Annotated in this window: 18 protein-coding genes; 8 read left to right on the top strand and 10 right to left on the bottom strand. The window is 68.7% G+C overall.

What is annotated here, in order from left to right; all coding sequences use genetic code 11:
• Positions 1-39 precede the first annotated feature (39 nt).
• Positions 40-2,358 (bottom strand): VIT domain-containing protein, encoded by a 2,319-nt coding sequence (locus OG205_RS06550; protein ID WP_330275332.1) that lies wholly within the window; start codon positions 2,356-2,358, stop codon positions 40-42.
• Entirely contained in the window at positions 2,355-2,921 is a 567-nt protein-coding gene (locus OG205_RS06545; protein WP_330275331.1) for a MerR family transcriptional regulator, read from the bottom strand. The genes OG205_RS06550 and OG205_RS06545 overlap by 4 nt, the downstream gene beginning before the upstream one ends.
• Positions 2,922-3,060: 139 nt before the next feature.
• Between OG205_RS06545 and OG205_RS06540 the strand changes: the two genes are divergently transcribed.
• The 3 genes from OG205_RS06540 to OG205_RS06530 all read left to right on the top strand — a co-directional run bounded on the left by OG205_RS06540 (position 3,061) and on the right by OG205_RS06530 (position 5,790).
• Entirely contained in the window at positions 3,061-4,059 is a 999-nt protein-coding gene (locus OG205_RS06540) for a hypothetical protein (protein WP_330275330.1), read from the top strand.
• Positions 4,056-4,580: a GNAT family N-acetyltransferase gene (locus OG205_RS06535; protein ID WP_330275329.1), complete on the top strand. Its 525-nt coding sequence runs from the start codon at positions 4,056-4,058 to the stop codon at positions 4,578-4,580. Before OG205_RS06540 ends, OG205_RS06535 begins: the two co-directional genes overlap by 4 nt.
• Before the next feature lie 82 nt (positions 4,581-4,662).
• A complete protein-coding gene (locus tag OG205_RS06530) occupies positions 4,663-5,790 on the top strand; it encodes a BMP family lipoprotein (protein WP_330278121.1) in 1,128 nt (375 codons plus the stop codon).
• Here OG205_RS06530 and OG205_RS06525 read toward each other — a convergent pair.
• A complete protein-coding gene (locus OG205_RS06525; protein WP_330275328.1) occupies positions 5,768-6,274 on the bottom strand; it encodes a hypothetical protein in 507 nt (168 codons plus the stop codon). The two genes, OG205_RS06530 and OG205_RS06525, sit on opposite strands and share 23 nt — an antisense overlap.
• 92 nt (positions 6,275-6,366) lie before the next feature.
• On the opposite strand from OG205_RS06525, the gene OG205_RS06520 reads away from it, so the two are divergent.
• Positions 6,367-7,443 carry a sensor histidine kinase gene (locus tag OG205_RS06520; protein WP_330275327.1) on the top strand — a complete coding sequence of 359 codons (1,077 nt, stop codon included), beginning with the start codon at positions 6,367-6,369 and terminating at the stop codon, positions 7,441-7,443.
• 9 nt (positions 7,444-7,452) lie between these two features.
• Here the strand turns inward: OG205_RS06520 and vanX are convergent, their stop codons facing one another.
• The 4 genes from vanX to OG205_RS06500 all read right to left on the bottom strand — a co-directional run bounded on the left by vanX (position 7,453) and on the right by OG205_RS06500 (position 10,735).
• Positions 7,453-8,061, bottom strand: coding sequence for a D-Ala-D-Ala dipeptidase VanX (gene vanX, locus OG205_RS06515; protein WP_330275326.1), 609 nt, complete (start codon positions 8,059-8,061; stop codon positions 7,453-7,455).
• Positions 8,058-9,074 (bottom strand): D-alanine--(R)-lactate ligase, encoded by a 1,017-nt coding sequence (gene vanA / locus OG205_RS06510; protein ID WP_330275325.1) that lies wholly within the window; start codon positions 9,072-9,074, stop codon positions 8,058-8,060. The genes vanX and vanA overlap by 4 nt, the downstream gene beginning before the upstream one ends.
• Complete coding sequence (locus OG205_RS06505; RefSeq protein WP_330275324.1) at positions 9,071-10,027, bottom strand: D-isomer specific 2-hydroxyacid dehydrogenase family protein; 957 nt, start codon at positions 10,025-10,027, stop codon at positions 9,071-9,073. The genes vanA and OG205_RS06505 overlap by 4 nt, the downstream gene beginning before the upstream one ends.
• 69 nt (positions 10,028-10,096) lie before the next feature.
• Complete coding sequence (locus OG205_RS06500) at positions 10,097-10,735, bottom strand: TetR/AcrR family transcriptional regulator (protein ID WP_330275323.1); 639 nt, start codon at positions 10,733-10,735, stop codon at positions 10,097-10,099.
• Between the two features lie 134 nt (positions 10,736-10,869).
• Between OG205_RS06500 and OG205_RS06495 the strand changes: the two genes are divergently transcribed.
• Positions 10,870-11,673, top strand: a complete 804-nt coding sequence (locus OG205_RS06495) for an SDR family NAD(P)-dependent oxidoreductase (protein WP_330275322.1) — start codon at positions 10,870-10,872, stop codon at positions 11,671-11,673.
• 55 nt (positions 11,674-11,728) lie between these two features.
• Here the strand turns inward: OG205_RS06495 and OG205_RS06490 are convergent, their stop codons facing one another.
• Positions 11,729-12,940 (bottom strand): RNA-guided endonuclease InsQ/TnpB family protein, encoded by a 1,212-nt coding sequence (locus OG205_RS06490; RefSeq protein ID WP_330278120.1) that lies wholly within the window; start codon positions 12,938-12,940, stop codon positions 11,729-11,731.
• Positions 12,941-13,106: 166 nt separating this feature from the next.
• On the opposite strand from OG205_RS06490, the gene OG205_RS06485 reads away from it, so the two are divergent.
• Both OG205_RS06485 and OG205_RS06480 read left to right on the top strand, forming a co-directional pair.
• On the top strand, positions 13,107-14,234 hold the full coding sequence (locus tag OG205_RS06485) for a DUF5938 domain-containing protein (RefSeq protein ID WP_330275321.1): 1,128 nt from the start codon (positions 13,107-13,109) through the stop codon (positions 14,232-14,234).
• Complete coding sequence (locus OG205_RS06480) at positions 14,234-15,772, top strand: acyl-CoA synthetase (protein ID WP_330275320.1); 1,539 nt, start codon at positions 14,234-14,236, stop codon at positions 15,770-15,772. The genes OG205_RS06485 and OG205_RS06480 overlap by 1 nt, the downstream gene beginning before the upstream one ends.
• On the opposite strand, the gene OG205_RS06475 is transcribed toward OG205_RS06480, so the two are convergent.
• Together OG205_RS06475 and OG205_RS06470 are read right to left on the bottom strand one after the other, a co-directional pair.
• On the bottom strand, positions 15,744-16,502 hold the full coding sequence (locus OG205_RS06475; protein WP_330275319.1) for an SDR family oxidoreductase: 759 nt from the start codon (positions 16,500-16,502) through the stop codon (positions 15,744-15,746). The two genes, OG205_RS06480 and OG205_RS06475, sit on opposite strands and share 29 nt — an antisense overlap.
• A gap of 28 nt (positions 16,503-16,530) precedes the next feature.
• Entirely contained in the window at positions 16,531-16,968 is a 438-nt protein-coding gene (locus OG205_RS06470) for a hypothetical protein (protein WP_330275318.1), read from the bottom strand.
• A 127-nt stretch (positions 16,969-17,095) separates the two neighbouring features.
• On the opposite strand from OG205_RS06470, the gene OG205_RS06465 reads away from it, so the two are divergent.
• Complete coding sequence (locus OG205_RS06465) at positions 17,096-17,704, top strand: TetR/AcrR family transcriptional regulator (RefSeq protein ID WP_330275317.1); 609 nt, start codon at positions 17,096-17,098, stop codon at positions 17,702-17,704.

Here is a 17,704-nt window from a genome sequence, read left to right as displayed (position 1 = left end):
GAGCGTTCCGGCACGACCACCCGGTGGGCAATCGTCCGATCAGCGCCAGAACCTGCGGCGGCGCTCCGGCTCGGCGGTCTTCCCCGCCACGAACTCCCGCAGCACGTCCAACGCCCGCGCCCAGAGCTCGTCCACGTCTCCCCCGGCCGTGATCTCCGCGACCAGGCCGTGCAACGGCGCGTGGGCGTCGCCCTGCCGACCGGCGATCAGGGTGCCGAGCCGGCTGGCCAGGTCGGCGAGCAGGTCACGACGCTCCCACGAGGGCAGCGCCACGTCCTTCTCCAGGCGCTGGACCTCCAGCGCGACGATCTCCCGCAGGTCGGCGGGTTCCTGCACCGGCACGGGCACGGGCATCGGTGGCGGCACGGGCATCGACACGGAGTCGCGCATCCGCTTCGGCGCCGCGGCCCTGGCCATCGGCGCGGCGGCCACAGCAGGCGGTGGCGCGCCGTAGCCGCCACCAGGCGCGGCACCGGCGAAGCTCGCCGCCACCGGCATCGCGAACCCCGGAGCCGGACGCTCCCATCCCGCGGGCTGCTCGACCGGCTGCACGACCCGGTGCACCGTCCCGTCGGACACCACCCGCTCGTCCACCGCCACGAACGCGGTGAAACGGCACAACACCCCGAACTTCAACGAGGTCTGGACGATCGACGACTCCAGCGTCCTGTCACCGACCGCGTACCGGTCCTCCAGATCACGCAGCGCGGCACGGGCCCACTGCGCCCGGACTGCCGGTGACGTGTGCTGTTGAACGGCCACCGTCTCCTGCCAGTCCGCACCTTCCCGGGTCCGGCCGCGCACGCTGAACGACTCCGGCACCGCACCCCGGTACCGGCCGAAGGCGACCAGCGGCACGCCCGGATAGATCGCCGTGGGCTGCCGGGGCAGGTCGGACGACGGCGACACCACCACGTCGGTGATGACCGGCGCGCCGATGCGCCGCTGGATGTGCGTCATCGCCTCGTCCAGCCGGTCCTCGCTCTCGACCAGCTCGCAGCGGCCCGCACCGGCGGCGGCGAGCCTGCCGAGAAAGCCCGCGTTGACGGCCGTGTCGATGCCGACGGCGTGGATCCGCGTCCGGTTGATCATCGGCGCGATGTCGCGCAGCATCTGGTCCTCGTTGCCGACCTGGCCGTCCGTGACCAGCACGAGGACGGGGTCGCGTTCCGAGGTCGCGTCGGCGAGCAGGCTCAGGCCCTGCCGCAACGGCTCGTACATCTCGGTGCCGCCACGGGCCTGCACGGCCGCCAGGTGTTCGACGGCGCGGAAGCGGTGCCGGTCGGTGGCCGTGACCAGCGCCGAACCGAGAGTCTCCGGCCGTTCGAGGCGGTCGTCGAAGGTGATCACGGAGAACGTGTCGTCCGCGGTCAGCGTGTCCACGATCCGGGCGGCCGCACGCCTGGCCGCGACCATCTTCCAGCCCGACATGCTGCCGGAGCGGTCGAGCAGCAGCACGACGTCCCGCGCACGGACCGGGGCCTCGGGCTCGGGCGGCAGTACCGTCAGCTGGTAGGTGCCCTCACCGCTGTCGTCCAGATCCGGCACGCACACGACGGCGGAGCTGTTTCCCTGGTACGCCAGGCGAAGCACGAAGTCGCGATCGACCCGCTCGCCCGGCGCGACCGTCACGGTGTTGCCCTCGGCGACCACGGTGTGCAGGCTCGACCGCACCTCGCCGAGCTCCAGGCCCGCCGGGTCGATCTCCACGCCGATGCCCAGCCGCACGGGGTTGGGGAAGCCCGGCAGCAGCACCGGCGGCGTGATGCGCGACGCGTCCGGCACCGCGTCCGTGTCCTGCGCGTACCCGTCACCCACCGATGGGCCCTCCAGCGGCGAGCCCGGCACGTACCTCGGCGCCACCACCAGCGGGAACCGGAACGTGGCCGCGCCGTCCTCGAACACCAGCGGCCCCACCATCGTCAGCTCGACGGTGACCCGTTCGCCGGCCGGGATGTTGCCCACGCGCATGGTGAAGACATCGGGCCGTTCTTCCTCCACGATGGACGCTCTTTTGCCCGCCGCGATCGCGTCGTCGTAGGTCTGGCGAGCCTGCGCACGTTCCTGCAGGTCGGCTTCCACTGTGCGGTCGCCGGCGGTCATCTTCATGCCGGTGACGGCGGCGCGATCCGGCAACGGGAACACATAGGTCGCTTCCAAAGCGGTGTCATAGGTGTTCACGAACCCGGTCGTCAGCACGACGCGGCCGACCAGACCGGTGATCGCCGCTCGCACGTCGAGCCGCTCCAGCGGCAGGTTGCCGCGTTCGGTGCGCAGCGCACCGACACCCGCGTCCTCGGTCGTCCGGCCGATGCGGTCGGCTTCGGCGGCCTTCATCGGGGCGACGGAGATGGTCATGACGGATCCCTTTCGTTGAGCAGGCCACGGGCGGCGAGCAGATCGAGCAGTGGCCGGGCGGCGGCGGCGATGTCGGCGCGGTCGGCGGCGGTCGGCGTCCCCGGCACCAGGACGACGGCACCTCCGCCGAGCGCGACGCCGTTGAGCGCGAACGCCTCCGGAGGTGCGGGTGGAGCGGGCGGTGCGGCTGCCGGTTCGGCCCAGAACCTCGGGCGAACGGCCTCCGGCTGCGGTGCCTCACCGGAGTCGAGCAGGTGTTCCGGGACGCGGGCGACGGCCGCCAGCGTCGTGTCGGTGGCGCCCGCGAGCACCTTCTGGATGTCGGCCAGCGTCCTCCCCTGCGACTGAAGTCTCTTCACCGCCACGAGCTGGAGCAGGTGGCGCCTCTCGTACAACGCGGTGCGGCCGCGCATCGCCGATGGCCGGTCGACCAGCCCCGTCGTCGCGTACCAGCGGACGGCCCGCTTGTCGGGCACGTCCCGGACGCGGCCGTTGGGCGCGCCCGAGTACTCCGCCGTCAACGCGGCGGAGACACGGTCCAGCAACTCGTCGAGCGTCCACACCCCTCGATACTGACACTGCAACCGTGACAGTGTCAACGTCACCCGAAAAACCTGATGATGTTCACGCGCGGTAGCCGGGTAGGGTCCAGCGCGTCCGCGTGCCCCTGAAAGTTCACCCACATGAGGACGGAGAGCACGAGTGACCACGGACGAGGTCGGCACCCTGACCGACCACCGCGCCGAGTTAGGCCGGTTGAACACCAAGAAGGCCCAGATCGTCTATGCGCTGGAGAACATGCCGCGCGGTGGCACGGTCGAGGACGTCCGGCGCTGGCTGCACAAGCAGGGCCAGGTCGTGCCCGCGCCTTCCCACGCCAGGACGATCGTGAACGAGTGGCGTGCCCGCAACGGCATGACCGACACGAGCGGTCACGTGGTGCTGACACCGGAACTGATCGCCGAGTTCGACAAGGCAGAGGCAGAGGCCTCCTCCCACGCCCCTGAACCACCCGCAGAGCCCGCGGAGCCGTCAAAGCCCGCCGGTGCCAAGGGTTTCTACGCCGTCGCGCTGATGAGCATCGGCGTCAGCGTGGACACGTCGTGGCGGTTCTTCGAGCAGCGCCTGGGCATCACCGACGTCGTCGAGCGGGTCGTCCTGTTCTCCGTCATGGAGGCGGCACTCGTCGCGTGCGGCTGGGCGATGCGCGGTGGCGTGCGCCGGGACGGCCGTCCCGGTCCGGCCCGCCTGGTGGCGTGGGCGCTGACCGCGTTCGCCGCCTTCGCGGCCTTCAGCCTGTCCGGCCCGGTCGCCGGTACCGCCCGCGTCCTGCTCGGACCGGTGCTCGGCCTGGTGATGCTACACCTCGCGCTCGGCATCGAAATCCGCGCCTCGCGTCAGCGCACGACGACGTGGGCACGCGTGGGCCGTGAGCTCCGCGAACGGCTGCTGTCGTTGCTGGGCCTGGGCGACGACCACCGGGACGCCGCCGCGCGCACCCGCGACAAGGCCGCCCTGCGCGCCGCGAAGCTGGCCATCGCCAGCCGGTGGACGCCGCGCCGCAAGGCCCGTCTGCGCAAGGCCCTGCACGCGTCGCACGTCGCGCACGACTCCACCCAACGCGACCGGATGCTGCGGGAACTCGGCGTGCTCCAGCACGCGGACGAGCTCGCCAAGATCTCCCAGCCGTCGCCGTGGTGACTCCTGTCCTGATCTCCGACACCGGACTGGCCGCGGAGATCGCCGGCCTGATCAACCGCGTGTACGCCAAGGCGGAAAAGGGGATCTGGCAGGAGGGCAGCGCCCGGACCACCCAGGAGGAGGTGGCGGAACTCATCGCCACCGGGCAGATCGCGGTGCTCAGGTCGGACGATCGCATCGTGGGTTCGGTGCGCGTGCACGAGATCGAGGACGGCGTCGGCGAGTTCGGGATGCTGGTCGCCGCGCCGGAAGAGCGCGGCACCGGCATCGGCCGCGACCTCGTGTCGTTCGCCGAGAACTGGGGCCGCGAGCGCGGCTTCGCGGAGATGCAGCTGGAGCTCCTGGTACCGCAGGGGTGGGCGCACCCGGTCAAGGAGTTCCTGCGCGGCTGGTACACGCGGATCGGCTATCAGGTCGTGCGCAAGGACAGTCTGGAAGACGCGTATCCGTTCCTGGTGCCGCGTCTGGCGTGCCCGTGCGACTTCCTGGTCTTCCGCAAAGATCTCGATCCCAGTAAGTGAACTCTCAACCGGTTTGATCGAGGTGCGAGGTACCGTCCGCCTCCTAAAGCCGAGTTAGAGGAGACGAACCGTGCGTCGTCGTATGCGTGGCACCGCCGTGGCCGCGATCGCGCTGACCAGCCTCATGGTGGTGAGCGCCTGCGCGAAGGACTCCGGTGGTGGCACCACGCCCACCGGATCCGGCAGCGCCTGCGAGTTCTCGACGCCGCCCACCGCCCCCGCCACGTCGAGCACCAGCGCCGCGAGCGGCGACAAGGTCGACGGCAGCGCGTTGAAGATCGGCCTGGCCTACGACATCGGCGGCCGCGGCGACGCGTCGTTCAACGACCTCGCCGCCCTCGGGTTCGACCAGGCGATCAAGGACATGGGCGTCAAGAAGGAGAACACCCGCGAGCTCTCCGCCGCGCCGAACGAGGACGAGGCCGCGAAGCAGACCCGCCTGCGCCAGCTCGCGTCCGAGGGCTTCAACCCGATCGTCGGCGTCGGCTTCGCGTACACCGAGTCGCTCAAGGTGGTCGCGCCGGAGTTCCCGAACGTCAAGTTCGGCCTGGTCGACTCCGCGGTCGAAGGCGCCACCAACGTCACGCCGCTGGTCTTCGCCGAGCAGGAGGGCGCGTTCCTCGCGGGCGTCGTAGCCGCCTACCAGAGCAAGAAGTGCCACGTGGGCTTCGTCGGCGGCGTGGACATCCCGCTGATCCAGAAGTTCGAGGCGGGCTACAACCAGGGCGCCCGCACCGCCGCACCCAAGGTCAAGATCGACAAGAAGTACATCACCCCGGCCGGCGACTTCACCGGCTTCCAGGACCCGCCGAAGGGCCAGGAGGCCGCGAAGGGCCTGATCGACAAGGGCGCCGACGTCGTCTACCCGGCCGCCGGCGCGTCCGGCATCGGCGTGTTCGCCGCGGTCAAGCAGGCGGGCGTGCTCGCGATCGGCTGCGACGCCGACCAGTACAACCAGCCGACGCTCGCCGCCAACCGGGACGTCATCGTGGCGTCGAGCCTCAAGCGCGTGGACGTCGCCGTCTACGACTTCTTCCACGCGGCCGCCGCCAACAACCTCGCGGCGCTGCCCAAGGTCTTCGACCTGAAGGTCAACGGCATGGGGTACGCGACGTCGGGCGGCAAGATCGACGCGAAGCTGCAGGGCATTCTCGAGGGCTACAAGAAGGACATCGTCGACGGCAAGATCAAGGTCGCGGACACGCCGTAGTGCTCACGCCGTTGGCCGATGCGATGAGCGTCATCGGCCAACGGACGTCCTCGCCTTCGCCCCGACGGCTCAGCGCGATGGTCAACTGCTCGCCGGTGAGCCGCCTGTTGGCGACGCACGACCGCACGAGTGACCGCACTTCATCGTCCACAATGGCCGGTTCCTGCTCCCACAGCTTCAACGCGTGCAGGGCGGCGCGCCGCGCCATGCGTGGATCCCGCGCGTACCACTGGCCCGTGCGCCAACTCTGGAGACCGCCGAGTTCGCGCGGCCTAGCCGCACGACTGGCTTCCAGTTCGTCCATCGCACGCAGCAACGCGCGCTCGTTCCGTTGGTACGGACCGGCCAGTTCGATGAGGAAGCTCAGCGTCGCCCGGTGGCCGATCGGGTGGTACAGGCGCACGCACGAGCACAGCGCCGCGACCCGTTGGCCCTGCTGGAGCCATTTGTTGCGCACCCTGCTCGCTCGATCGTTGAACCCCACCAGCCGAGGCTACCGACCACCCGCAACCGATTTGGATACGCGGGCGATATGAGCCTTGGCCTAGCCTCGCGGCGACGGGCTGGGAGGCGGGCGTGGACAGGGCACCGGGCGTGAGCGTCCGCCTCAAACTCACCATCAGCTACGCCGGCTTCCTCATGCTCACCGGCATCCTGCTGATGGCCGCGGTGCTCGTCTACTACACCTACTTCCTGCCCACCGGCTGGATCCTCACGCCCACCGGCGACTTCATGATCAACCGTGGGCGGCTGCTGGGCTCCTTCGCCCCGTTCATCGTCGGCGTGCTGTGCTTCCTGCTGGTGTTCGGGCTTCTGGGCGGCTGGTTCCTGGCCGGGCGCATGCTCGCGCCGCTCGACCGCATCACCGACGCCACGCGCGTCGTCGCCACCGGTTCGCTCTCGCATCGCATCGAGTTGCCGGGACGTTCGGACGAGTTCCACGAGCTCGCGGACGCCTTCGACGCCATGCTGGCGCGGTTGGAGACGCACGTCGCCGAGCAGCAGAGGTTCGCGGCCAACGCCTCGCACGAGTTGCGCACTCCGCTGGCCGTGACTCAGACGTTGCTCGACGTGGCGCGCAAGGACCGCGACTCCGATGAGCTCGTCGAGCGGTTGCACTTCGTGAACGCGCGGGCGATCGACCTGACCGAGGCGTTGTTGTTGCTCAGCCGGGCCGATCAGCGGTCGTTCGTCAAGGACCGGGTCGACCTGTCGCTGGTCGCCGAGGAGGCCGCCGAGACGTTGCTTCCCTTGGCGGAGAGGCACGGTGTCACCATCGAGACGGCCGGCGATCTGGCGAACGCCGTCGGGTCGCCCGCGTTGTTGTTGCAGATCACGACGAACCTCGTGCACAACGCGATCGTCCACAACCTCGCCGAACGCGGCACCGTGTGGATCGGCACCGCGGCCGGGCCCGCGTTCGTCACGCTCACCGTGGAGAACACCGGCGAGCAGCTCACGCAGCACCTGGTGTCGACGCTGACCGAGCCGTTCCAGCGTGGTGCCGAACGCGTCCGGCGTCATCACGCCGGGGTCGGGCTCGGGCTGGCGATCGTCAAGAGCATCACCTACGCGCACGACGGAACCCTCACGCTCACGCCTCGGGCCGGTGGCGGGCTGCGCGTCACGGTGCGACTGCCCGCCGCATCGTGACGCGAGGCTTCAGCCGATCGGGAAGTCGAAGTAGGTGTCCGGGTAGGGCTCGTCGATCAGGGTGTAGTGCCACCATTCGCTGTCGTAGCGGTGGAACCCGCAGGCTTCCATGATCGAGCAGAGGTGCTGCCGGTTCGCCGTTTCGGCCTCGGTGATCCCGAACGCGCCGTGGTGCGAGATCGGGTCCATCAGGTCGTGGTCGCCGCCCATCGGCACGAGTTCGCCGGTGGTCAGGTGGTAGAGCGTCAGGTCGACGGTGCTGCCCCGGCTGTGGCCTGATCTCCTTGCCACATAACCCTTCTCGAACATCTCGGCCCTGGTGATGTTCGGGTGGTACCGCGCTTTGGTCTTCTCGTCCTCGGGTTGGTCCGCCCAGCGCAGGAAGCAGTCCACGGCGCGTTGCGGGCGATAGCCGTCCCACAGCAGCAGGCCGAAGCCGAGCGACTCGGCCTTCTCGTGTGCCTTCTCCAGCGCGGCGGTCAGGGCGCGCGTGCCGACGACGCGGTTGACGAGGTAGCCGTCGACGGGTTTGCCGGTGAAGTTGTCCCACGTGGCGTACTTGGCGTCCCAGCGGATTCCGGGTGCGCACTCGTCCACGAAGACGAAGTCCGGGTTCACCGGAACCTTCCCGTCAGCGCCAGCGACACCAGCCGGTCGATCACGTCGCCCAGCGACAGGCCCGCGGCCGCCATCATCCTCGGGTAACGGCTGTAGGAGGTGAGGCCGGGCATGGTGTTGACCTCGTTGAGGACCACCTTCCCTTCCGGCGTCAGGAACATGTCCACCCGCGCGAGGCCGGAGCAGCCCAGCGCGCGGTAGATGACCTTCGCCGTCTCCTGCACGAGTGCGCGGGACTCCGCCGGGATGTCCGCGGGCACGATGAACGTCGAGTTCTCCGAACCCGTTTCGGGCGTGCTCTCCTGATGGATGCGGAAGAAGCCGTGGGTCAGGGCGACCCGGTCCGGTTCGCCGGCGATCAGGTCCAGGTCGTTGCCCAGGATCGAACAGCCGATCTCGTTGCCTGTCACGGCTTCCTCGATCAGCACCTTCGAGTCGTACTGCCGGGCGACCTCCACCGCGACCGCCAGTTCGTCCTCCGTGGACACCTTGGTGACGCCGAAGGACGACCCGGAGCGGGCCGGTTTGACGAACACCGGGTAGGTGAGCTCGCCGGGTTCGATCTTCTCGTCCGGCGTCACGGTCCAGAAGTTCGGCGTCGCCACGCCGGCGCTCCTGGCGACGACGTACGTGAGGGACTTGTCCATGCACAGCGCGGAACTCTGGACGTCGCACCCGATGTAGGGCACGCCCGACAGCTCCAGCAGGCCCTGCATCGCGCCGTCCTCCCCCAGCCTGCCGTGCAGCACGGGGAAGACGACGTCCAGGCTGATCGATTCGAAGCGGTCCTCGTCGAGGACGAGCAGTCCGTCAGCGGAGAGCACGACCGGGCGGCCGTCCGTCGCGTCCGGGCCGTCGCACAGCCTCCAGTCGCCGTTGCGCGTGATCTTGATCCAGAACGGGTCGTACTTCGCGGCGTCGAGGCTCCCCGCGACCTCCTGCGCGGACTTCACCGAGACGGGATGTTCCTCGAACGACCCGCCGAAGATGATTCCGATCTTCACCTTGGTCATGCTCTTCCCCCGAAGTTCAGGCAGTTGATGAGACTGTTCTCCACGGTGTCGCTCAGCGCGTGGTCCGTGTAATAGGCCGTGTGCGGGCTGATGAGCACGTTCGGCATTCCTTGCAACCGCAGCAGCGGTTCGCTGTCGATCTCGCGGGCACGACAGTCGGCGTAGAAGATTCCCTCTTCGCCTTCGACGACGTCCAATGCCGCGCCGCCCAGACTGCCGCTTTCCAACGCCTCGACCAACGCCTTGGTGTCGATGAGCGGGCCGCGTCCGGTGTTGATGACGACCGCGCCGCGTTTCATCAGCCCGATGCGGTCGCGGTCGAGGAGGTGATGGGTTTCCGCGGTCAACGGCGTGTGCAGCGTGACGATGTCGCACAGCCGTAGCAGTTCGTCCAGCGGCACGTAGTCGGCGGAGTTGCGCGGCCTGCTGTCGTGGGCCAGCACGCCGCAGCCGAAGCCGCGCAACCGGTCCAGGACCGCCACGCCGATGCGCCCGGTGCCGATCACCCCGACGGTCAGGTCGCGCAGTTCCTTGCCGCGCACGGCCTGAAGCCGATAATCGTGCAGGTCAGCACGCCTGAGGACGGACTTCATGTCGCGGATGACCATCAGCATCAACATCATCGTGTAGTCGGCGACGCTGTCGGGTGAGTAGGTGACGTTCCCGACGGTGATGCCCACGCTCTCGGCGTACTCGACGTCGATGTGGTCGAAGCCGACGCTTCTGGTGGAGATGTAGCGGACGCCCACACGACCGAGCGCCGAAAGCGTGGCGCGAGTGATGCGGGTTTTGTGGCCGACGCTGACGCACTGGTTTCCGCGTGCCAGTTCAGCGTTGGACTCGGAAACCGCTTCTTCGGTGATGGTCGGTGTCACGCCGCAGCGGGGTGCCATTGTCCGGAACAGGACGGCCTCGTCCTGCCCGCACCCGTAAATCGTGATGCCCGTTGCCATGCGCCTCAGTCAAGACGGCACGGCGTTGCCAGCCCGTATGCGGTTTTCGATATGTCGGCGATATGGCCGCTATTCGGCCTTGGTCACCATCAGACCGATCGCGGCGGGCAACTCGACGCGCAACTGGGCGACGTTGTCCGCTTTGCCCGCCAGATGGTTCAGCAACGCCCGCTGGAAGATGCCGTCGAGCGTCACGTAGATCATGGTGGGCGAGACGGCGACCGTGCCGCCGACCAGTTCGGCGTAGCGGCTGACCACGCGCCACACCATGTCCTCGCGGTGGCCGTCGATCTCGAGCACGTCGGCGCGGAACGACTCGTCGAACAGGCTCTGGTTGCGCAGGTCGTACCAGAGGCGGTGCAGGGTCGCGTCCTGGCCGAGGGTGTCGAAGAACATCGCCACGAACTCGTCGCGCAGCTGGTCGGCCGTCGTGGAGGTGGCCACGACCTCGTCGTAGCGCGTCACGCAGACGACCTCGTACTGGCGGACGGCCTCGGTGATCAGGTCACGCTTGTCCGCGAAGTAGTAGTGCAGGACGCCGTGGGAGAACTCGGAGTTCTGCGCGATCTCCCGCAGGCTCGTCCGCGCGTACCCGAGTTCGGCCAGCGTGTGCAGGGTCGCCACGGCGAGCTCGGTCCGCCGGGCGTCGAACTTGTCGACCTGCCGGCGGGTGATGCGGTCCTGCTTGCGCGAAGCGACATCCGTCACGCCTCGGATCCTAACGCTCACTGCGACAAACATTGACCATTCGTCCAAAAAATCTTGGACAGTCGTCAAAGAAAAACTTGACGACTGTCAAGGAAAAGCTAGTGTGTGAGCCATCTCACCGAGGAGGCGACTCAATGACGAGTTATCAGCTGAGCGGACGAAAAGCGCTGGTCACCGGGGGTGCGCGAGGACTGGGCGCGGGCATGGCCCAGGCCCTGGCGCAGGCCGGCGCGGCGGTCCTGATCGGCGACGTCCTGGAGGAGGAGGGCAAGCAGACCGCCCAGGCGTTGCGCGACTCGGGCGCGACGGCGGAGTTCGTTCCGCTGGACGTCACCGACGACGCGAGCTGGGCCTCGGCGGTGAGCACGGCGGTCGACGCGATCGGCGGCCTCGACATCCTCGTGAACAACGCGGGCATCGAGATCACCAGCCTGATCACCGAGCTCGACCCCGCCGACGTCCGCAAGATGCTCGACGTGAACGTCCTGGGCACCGCCCTCGGCATGAAGCACGGCCTGCGCGCGATGCGTCCCGGTGGCGCGGCGGGCAACGGCGGCTCGATCATCAGCGTCGCGTCGGTCGCGGCGACCATCGCCTTCCCCGGCATCAGCGTCTACTCGGCGACCAAGTCCGCCATCGACCGGCTGACCAGGGTCGCGGCCGCGGAGTCGGGCAAACTCGGCTACGGCGTGCGCGTCAACTGCATCTACCCCGGCCTCACGCCCACCGCCATGGGCAACCAGCTCGCGGTCGACTGCGCGCAGCTGGGCCTGTTCCCCTCGGTCGAGGCCGCTGTCGGAGCGGTCATCGAGCTCACCCCGCTCGGCCGCCTCGGGCAGGTCGACGACATGGCCGACGCGGTGGTCTTCCTCGCGTCCGACGCGTCCAAGTTCATCACCGGAGCGGGTCTTCCGGTCGACGGCGGAATGGGAATTTGACTTCATCCCCGCCATGAAGAACGGGGATTCCCGTTCGGCTCGCGCCGAACACCGCTCACGCGGTTTGCCTCGCAGCACGGGTTTCCTGTTTCACAGCCGACCGCGGAAGGGAGGTCCCTTGCCGGCTCACGTCAGCTCCACAGGCATCGCCCTGGCTGTCCGCCAGGGCTACGGCTCGACCAGCCGCAAGAATGTTCTTCGCCGCGTTGATGTCCCGATCATGCCGGGAGCGGCAGCCTGGACATGTCCAGTACCTGGTGGACAGCGCCAGTTCAGCCAGCAGATGCCCGCAGGCCGAACAGGTCTTGCTGCTGGGAAACCAGCGATCGATGACCACCAGCAAGCGCCCGGCACGCTGGGCCTTGTACTCCAGCATCGCGCGGAACTCACCCCACCCGGCATCGCTGATCGCGCGGGCCAGACGGCGGTTGCGGATCATGTTCGCCACCGCCAAGTCCTCGATCACGACAAAGTCCGCACGGCGAATGAGCCCGGTGCTGGTGCGGTGCAGGAAGTCCTGCCGGGCGTGCCGAACTTTGCGATGTGCGGCGGCGACCTTGCGCCTGGCCTTCGAACGGTTGAGAGAGCCGCGCTGGGTGCGCGCCATGCACCGCTGGTAGCGGGCCAGGTTGCGCGCCTTGCGTTCCAGGTGCCGCGGGTTGGGGATCTGCTCGCCATCCGAGGTCACTGCAAAGTCCTTCACCCCGAGATCCACGCCGACAGCATGGCCGATCTCGGGCAGCGTCGCGGGAGCGGCCGTGTCCACGGCGAACGTCACGTACCAGCGGCCGTCCGGCTCCCTGGCCACGACCACCGTGGTGGGATCCACAGTGGACAGCTCTACTTCGTGGAAGGACCATGCGAAACGCAATGGCCTGCTCGTCTTGGCGAGGTAGAGCAATCCACCACGCAGCCGAAACGCCGACCTGGTGAAGTGCGCGGTCTGCCGGCCGGAGCGGGACTTGAGGCGGGGACACTTCGCGCGCCCGGTGAAGAAATTCCGGTACGCGGCATGCTGGTGTCGCAACACCTGCTGCAACGGCACGCTGGACACCAGGGACAGAAACTCCAGTTCCTCAGTGCGTTTCCACCTGGTCAGCGCCGCGTCGGTCTCTCGGTACGAGGTGGACTTCCCCTCGGCGTGGTAACGGTGCTGCCGCTCAATCAGGGTCTTGTTCCACACCAGGCGCGCACACCCGAACGTGCGGTTCAACACCGCGACCTGTTCTGCGTCCGGGTAAGCCCGGCAGCGATATGCCGTACGCACAACATCTAGTCTACCGAAAGGGTTTTGTCGTGAGTGAACACCCTGGTCGTCTGCTGGCACGCTCCTTGCCGGAGCTGCCCCGGCTTCATCCGGACACTCCTGCGGGAATCCGGATACCTGCCCTGGCTGAAGGCTGCGGCCTTCACCGCCGGACGCGGTGATCGGCATGCCAACTGACAAGCCTGTCGTCGTCTACGGAGCCTCCGGCTACACCGGACGCCTGATCTGCGAGTACCTCCGCGAGTACGGGATCCCGTTCCTCGCCGCCGGCCGCGATGGCAAGAGGGTCAAGGAGACCGTCGACGCCGTGCCCGGCATCGACACGGTCTCGTACGACATCGTCGAGGTCGAGCACACCGAGGCCGCGCTGACCGAGGCGTTCACCGGTGCCAAGGTCGTGCTCAACACCGTCGGCCCGTTCTCCCGCTACGGCCACGAAGCCGTGCGGGCCAGCCTGAACGTCGGCGCGCACTACACCGACACGAACGGCGAGCAGGACTGGATGATCGACACCGACGCCCAGTACGGCGCCGAGTTCGCGAAGCAGGGCCTGCTGCTCTCCCCCGGCATCGCCCAGATGTACACGGTCGGCGAGATCGCCGCGCAGATCTGCCTGGAGCAGCCGGGACTGGACACTTTGGACATCGGGGTGTTCTGGAAGGGTTACCCCACCGTCGCTTCCACCAACACCATCCTGACGAACGCCGCGTTCTCGAAGGCCTTCTACCTGGAGCAGAACGAGTACGTCGAGTGGCCCGCGGACGCCGGCCTCTACGAGCTCGTCGTGCCCGGCCAGCACGAGCTGGGCCTGGCGCTGCCGTGGGGCGGAACGGCTCATCCGGTGTGGTTCAAGAGGGATCCGCGGGTGGCGTCGGTGCGTGCGCTCGGCGGCGTGTTCAACCGGCCGTTGATGCAGGGTGTGCCGCAGATCGTCGCGGCGGCGCTGGAGCAGATGGAAGGCAAGTCGGACAAGGAGAAGTACGAGATCGTCGACGCGTTCTCCGCGCAGGTGCGCAGTGAGATGCCGCCGCGCGAGAACCCGCGGATCAACATCTCGCTGGACTCCGTGCACGCCTCGGGTCCGCTGGGCCGCGCGAGCTGCGTGATCCACGGCAACTGCAACTACAAGCAGACGGCGTTGCTGAACGTGCACGCCGCCGTGCACCTGCTGCAGGACGCGCCTCGACGGGTCGGGTTCGCGTCCGGCTGCCAGGCGTTCGGGCACCGGGAGCTGCTGGGCGCGCTGCGGTCGTTCGGCCTGGTGCTCGACCCGATCGTCGAAGTGCACCGCTGATGCGCCTCTGCGACTACCTGGACAAGGGCGCGTCGCTCGGGGGCGACGCGCCCTGCCTGACCATCGGCGGGGTCTCGCAGAGCTATGCCGAGGTGCAGCAACGCTCCCGTGCCATCGCGGGAGCGTTGCAGGGCAGCGGAATCGGCCCCGGCGACCGGGTCGCGGTGCTGTCGGCGAACGACCCGCTCGCGCTCACCTGCGTGTTCGGCATCTCGCGGGCCGGGGCGGTGTGGTGCCCGGTGAACCCCCGCAACGAGGCGGCGGAGAACCGTGAGCTCCTCGACCTGTTCGGGTGCCGGTGCCTGTTCTTCCAGGCGAAGTTCGCGCCGCTCGTCGACCGGATCCGGGGCGATCTGCCCGCGCTGACCACGCTGGTGTGCCTGGACGGCGAGGTGGAGGACGCGGTCACGTTCGCCGACTGGCTCTCGGAGCACGGACGCGAGCCGGAACCGGTGGAGGTGGCCGACGACGATCTCTGCGTGCTGGCGGGCACCGGCGGCACGACCGGGCGCCCCAAGGGCGTGCGGCTGACCGGGCACAACCTGGAGACCGCGACCGCGCTGACGTTGATGAGCTACCCGTTCAGCGCTCGGCCGCGTTATCTCGCGCTCGCCCCGCTCACGCACTCGGCGGGCGTGCTCACGTTCCCGATCATGTCGCTGGGCGGCGAGACGGTGATCATGCCCGCACCGGACCTCGGCGAGTTCCTGCGGCTGATCGAGCACCACCGGATCACACACGCGTTCCTGCCGCCGACCGTGATCTACGGCCTGCTCGACCACCCCGCCCTGGACTCGACGGAACTCGGTTCGCTGCAGTGCCTCTGGTACGGCGCCGCACCGATGTCCCCGGTGCGACTGACCGAGGCGCTGCACCGGATCGGGCCCGTGATGGGACAGCTGTTCGGCCAGACCGAAGCGCCGAACATGATCGCCACGCTGGCCCCTGCCGACCACTTCCTGCCCGACGGGTCGATCGCGGTCGACCGGTTGTCGTCGGCGGGCAGGCCCACGCCGTTGACGCAGGTCGCGATCATGGCCGCGGACGGCACGCTGCTGCCGCCGGGTGAACGCGGCGAGATCGTCGTGCGCGGGCCGTTGGTGATGGCCGGGTATCACGAGAACCCGGCGGCCACGGCCGAGGTGAGTGCGTTCGGCTGGCACCACACCGGTGACATCGGGTACCTCGACGCGGACAACTACCTGTTCATCGTCGACCGCGCCAAGGACATGATCATCACCGGCGGGTTCAACGTGTACTCGGCCGAGGTCGAGCAGGCGTTGCGGGCACATCCGGCGGTCCAGGACAGCGCGGTGGTCGGACTGCCCGACGCCAAGTGGGGCGAGCGGGTGACCGCCGTGGTGCAGCTGCGGGTCTCCGGTCAGGCCGACCCCGACGCGTTGATCGCGTTCGTGAAGGACCAGCTGGGCAGTGTGAAGGCGCCCAAGCAGGTGGAGATCTGGCCGGACCTGCCGCGGTCCAAGGTGGGCAAGGTGCTCAAGGCCGAGATCAGGCAACAGCTGACCTCTGGGCCCTGAGTTCGGCGAGGTGCTCCTCGAACGTGCCTGAAGCCTCGGTGAACGGTCCCTGCGGCAGCAACGCGCCGCCGGTCATCGCCTTGCCGACCCGGCCGGGCAGCCGCACCGGGACGAGGATCTTGCGGTCACCCCGTGCCTGCGCGATCTGCTTCGCCATGTCCTGCATGAGCAACTCCCGCGGCCCGGCGATCGGCGGCACGAACCGCCCGCCGGGCCGTCCTGCCAGCTCCACCAGCCTCCTGGCCACGTCGGCCGTGGCGACCGGGCGGCACAGCATCTTCGGCACCACGACGAACGGGCCGCGTGCGTCGAGCAGCGGTTCGGCGAACCCGTGGAACTGGGTGGCGCGCAGGATCGTCCACGGCAGCGGGCCGTCGCTGACCAGCGCTTCCTGCCGGCGTTTGCCCATGTAGTAGCCCGAGTCCACCTTGTCGGCGCCCACAATGGACAGTGCGACGAAGTGGCCGATCCCCGCTCGCGCACCCGCGTCGAGCAGGTTGCTCGTCACGGTGCCGAAGAACCGGACGGCCGCCTTCCTGCTCAACAGCATCTGGTTGCTGACGTCGATGATCGCCTCGCAGCCCTTCAGCCGCTCCACGAGCCCGTCCCCGGTCATCAGGTCCACACCGGACCCGCGGGACAACACCACGGCGTCGTGCCCGGCCCGTTCCAGCTCTCGCACCACATGCCGGCCGACCGCACCCGTTCCCCCAGCCACTGCCACTCGCATCGCCGTTCTCCTCTCCCTGACCTGGTCATCAAGTAGACGAGGCAGCGCTTCGTTTTGTGACAGACGCGCGGTCAGGGATCACCAGAATGATCGACATCACCACGAGCAGGCTCAGCGAGACGACGTTCAGCGCCTGGTCGAGCGGCTCGTACATGTGCAGCATCGTCAGGTGGTAGAGGAAGTGCAGGGTGTTGAACACCAGCAGGGCGGCACCCGCGAGTGGCACGACCCCCGGCTTCCTCGCGTAGGCCAGCGCGACCAGGCTCAGCGCGGTGAACGCCAGGTAGGCCGCGCCGACGTCCTTGGCGAAGTGCTCGTTGTAGGGGCCGAGCTGCGGCAGCCAGCGCAGGCCCAGTCCGGGGAACGTGTCGTACCAGGTCCTCGGGGCGAAGTAGGCGAAGACACCGACGTAGGCGGACGTGGCCCCGATGAAGGCCAGGCTGATCCGGTCGAGCAGAAGTTTCATGTCACGGTCCTTTGCGTTGGGCAGCGCGAACGTAGAGAACCTGGACATTGAGTGTCAAGGTTCGGCGCGGAGTGGGTCGACTCCGCCTTCCGGGGCTGAGCGGGGATCACCGGGTAGCGTTCAGGTCGTGGAACCAGTCGCGCTGCCGTTGGGACGTCCCCGAGAAGAGCGGGCCGATGCCGCGCGCAACCGTGCCCATCTGATCGAGGTCGCCCGCGAGATGGTCGCCGAACTGGGCGTGGACAAGGTCACGATGGACGGGCTAGCCGAACGCGCCGGGCTCGGCAAGGGCACCGTGTTCCGGCGCTTCCGCACCCGTGCGGGCATCTTCCACACCCTGCTGGACGAGGAGGAGAAGCTCTTCCAGGAACGGGTGATGACCGGGCCGCCGCCGCTGGGTCCCGGTGCGCCGCCGGCCGAGCGGCTCTCCGCGTTCGGACGGGCCCGGCTCGAGTTCCTGATCGAACACACCGCCCTGGCACGTGCCTCGCTGGACCCCGGCCAGCCCGTCCCCGCCGGGGACAGCCCCTCGCTGTTCCACGTCCACATGCTCCTGAGCGAGGCATGTCCGGACGACGCCGCCAGCGGCACCCTCGCCCTTCAGCTCGTCGCCGCGCTGGAAGGGCCGATCCTGCTCTACCTGCGGACGCAGGACGGCGACGCGCCCGACCCGGAAGCCGTGGTGCACAACCTGATCACCAGCTGGCAGGTCCTGGTCGAGCGCGTCTGCGCCTAG

This window comes from Lentzea sp. NBC_00516 (assembly GCF_036346835.1).
Lineage (GTDB): Bacteria > Actinomycetota > Actinomycetes > Mycobacteriales > Pseudonocardiaceae > Lentzea > Lentzea sokolovensis.
Note: the sequence above shows the minus strand (reverse complement) of the source record. Positions and strands in the feature narration are given on the sequence as shown.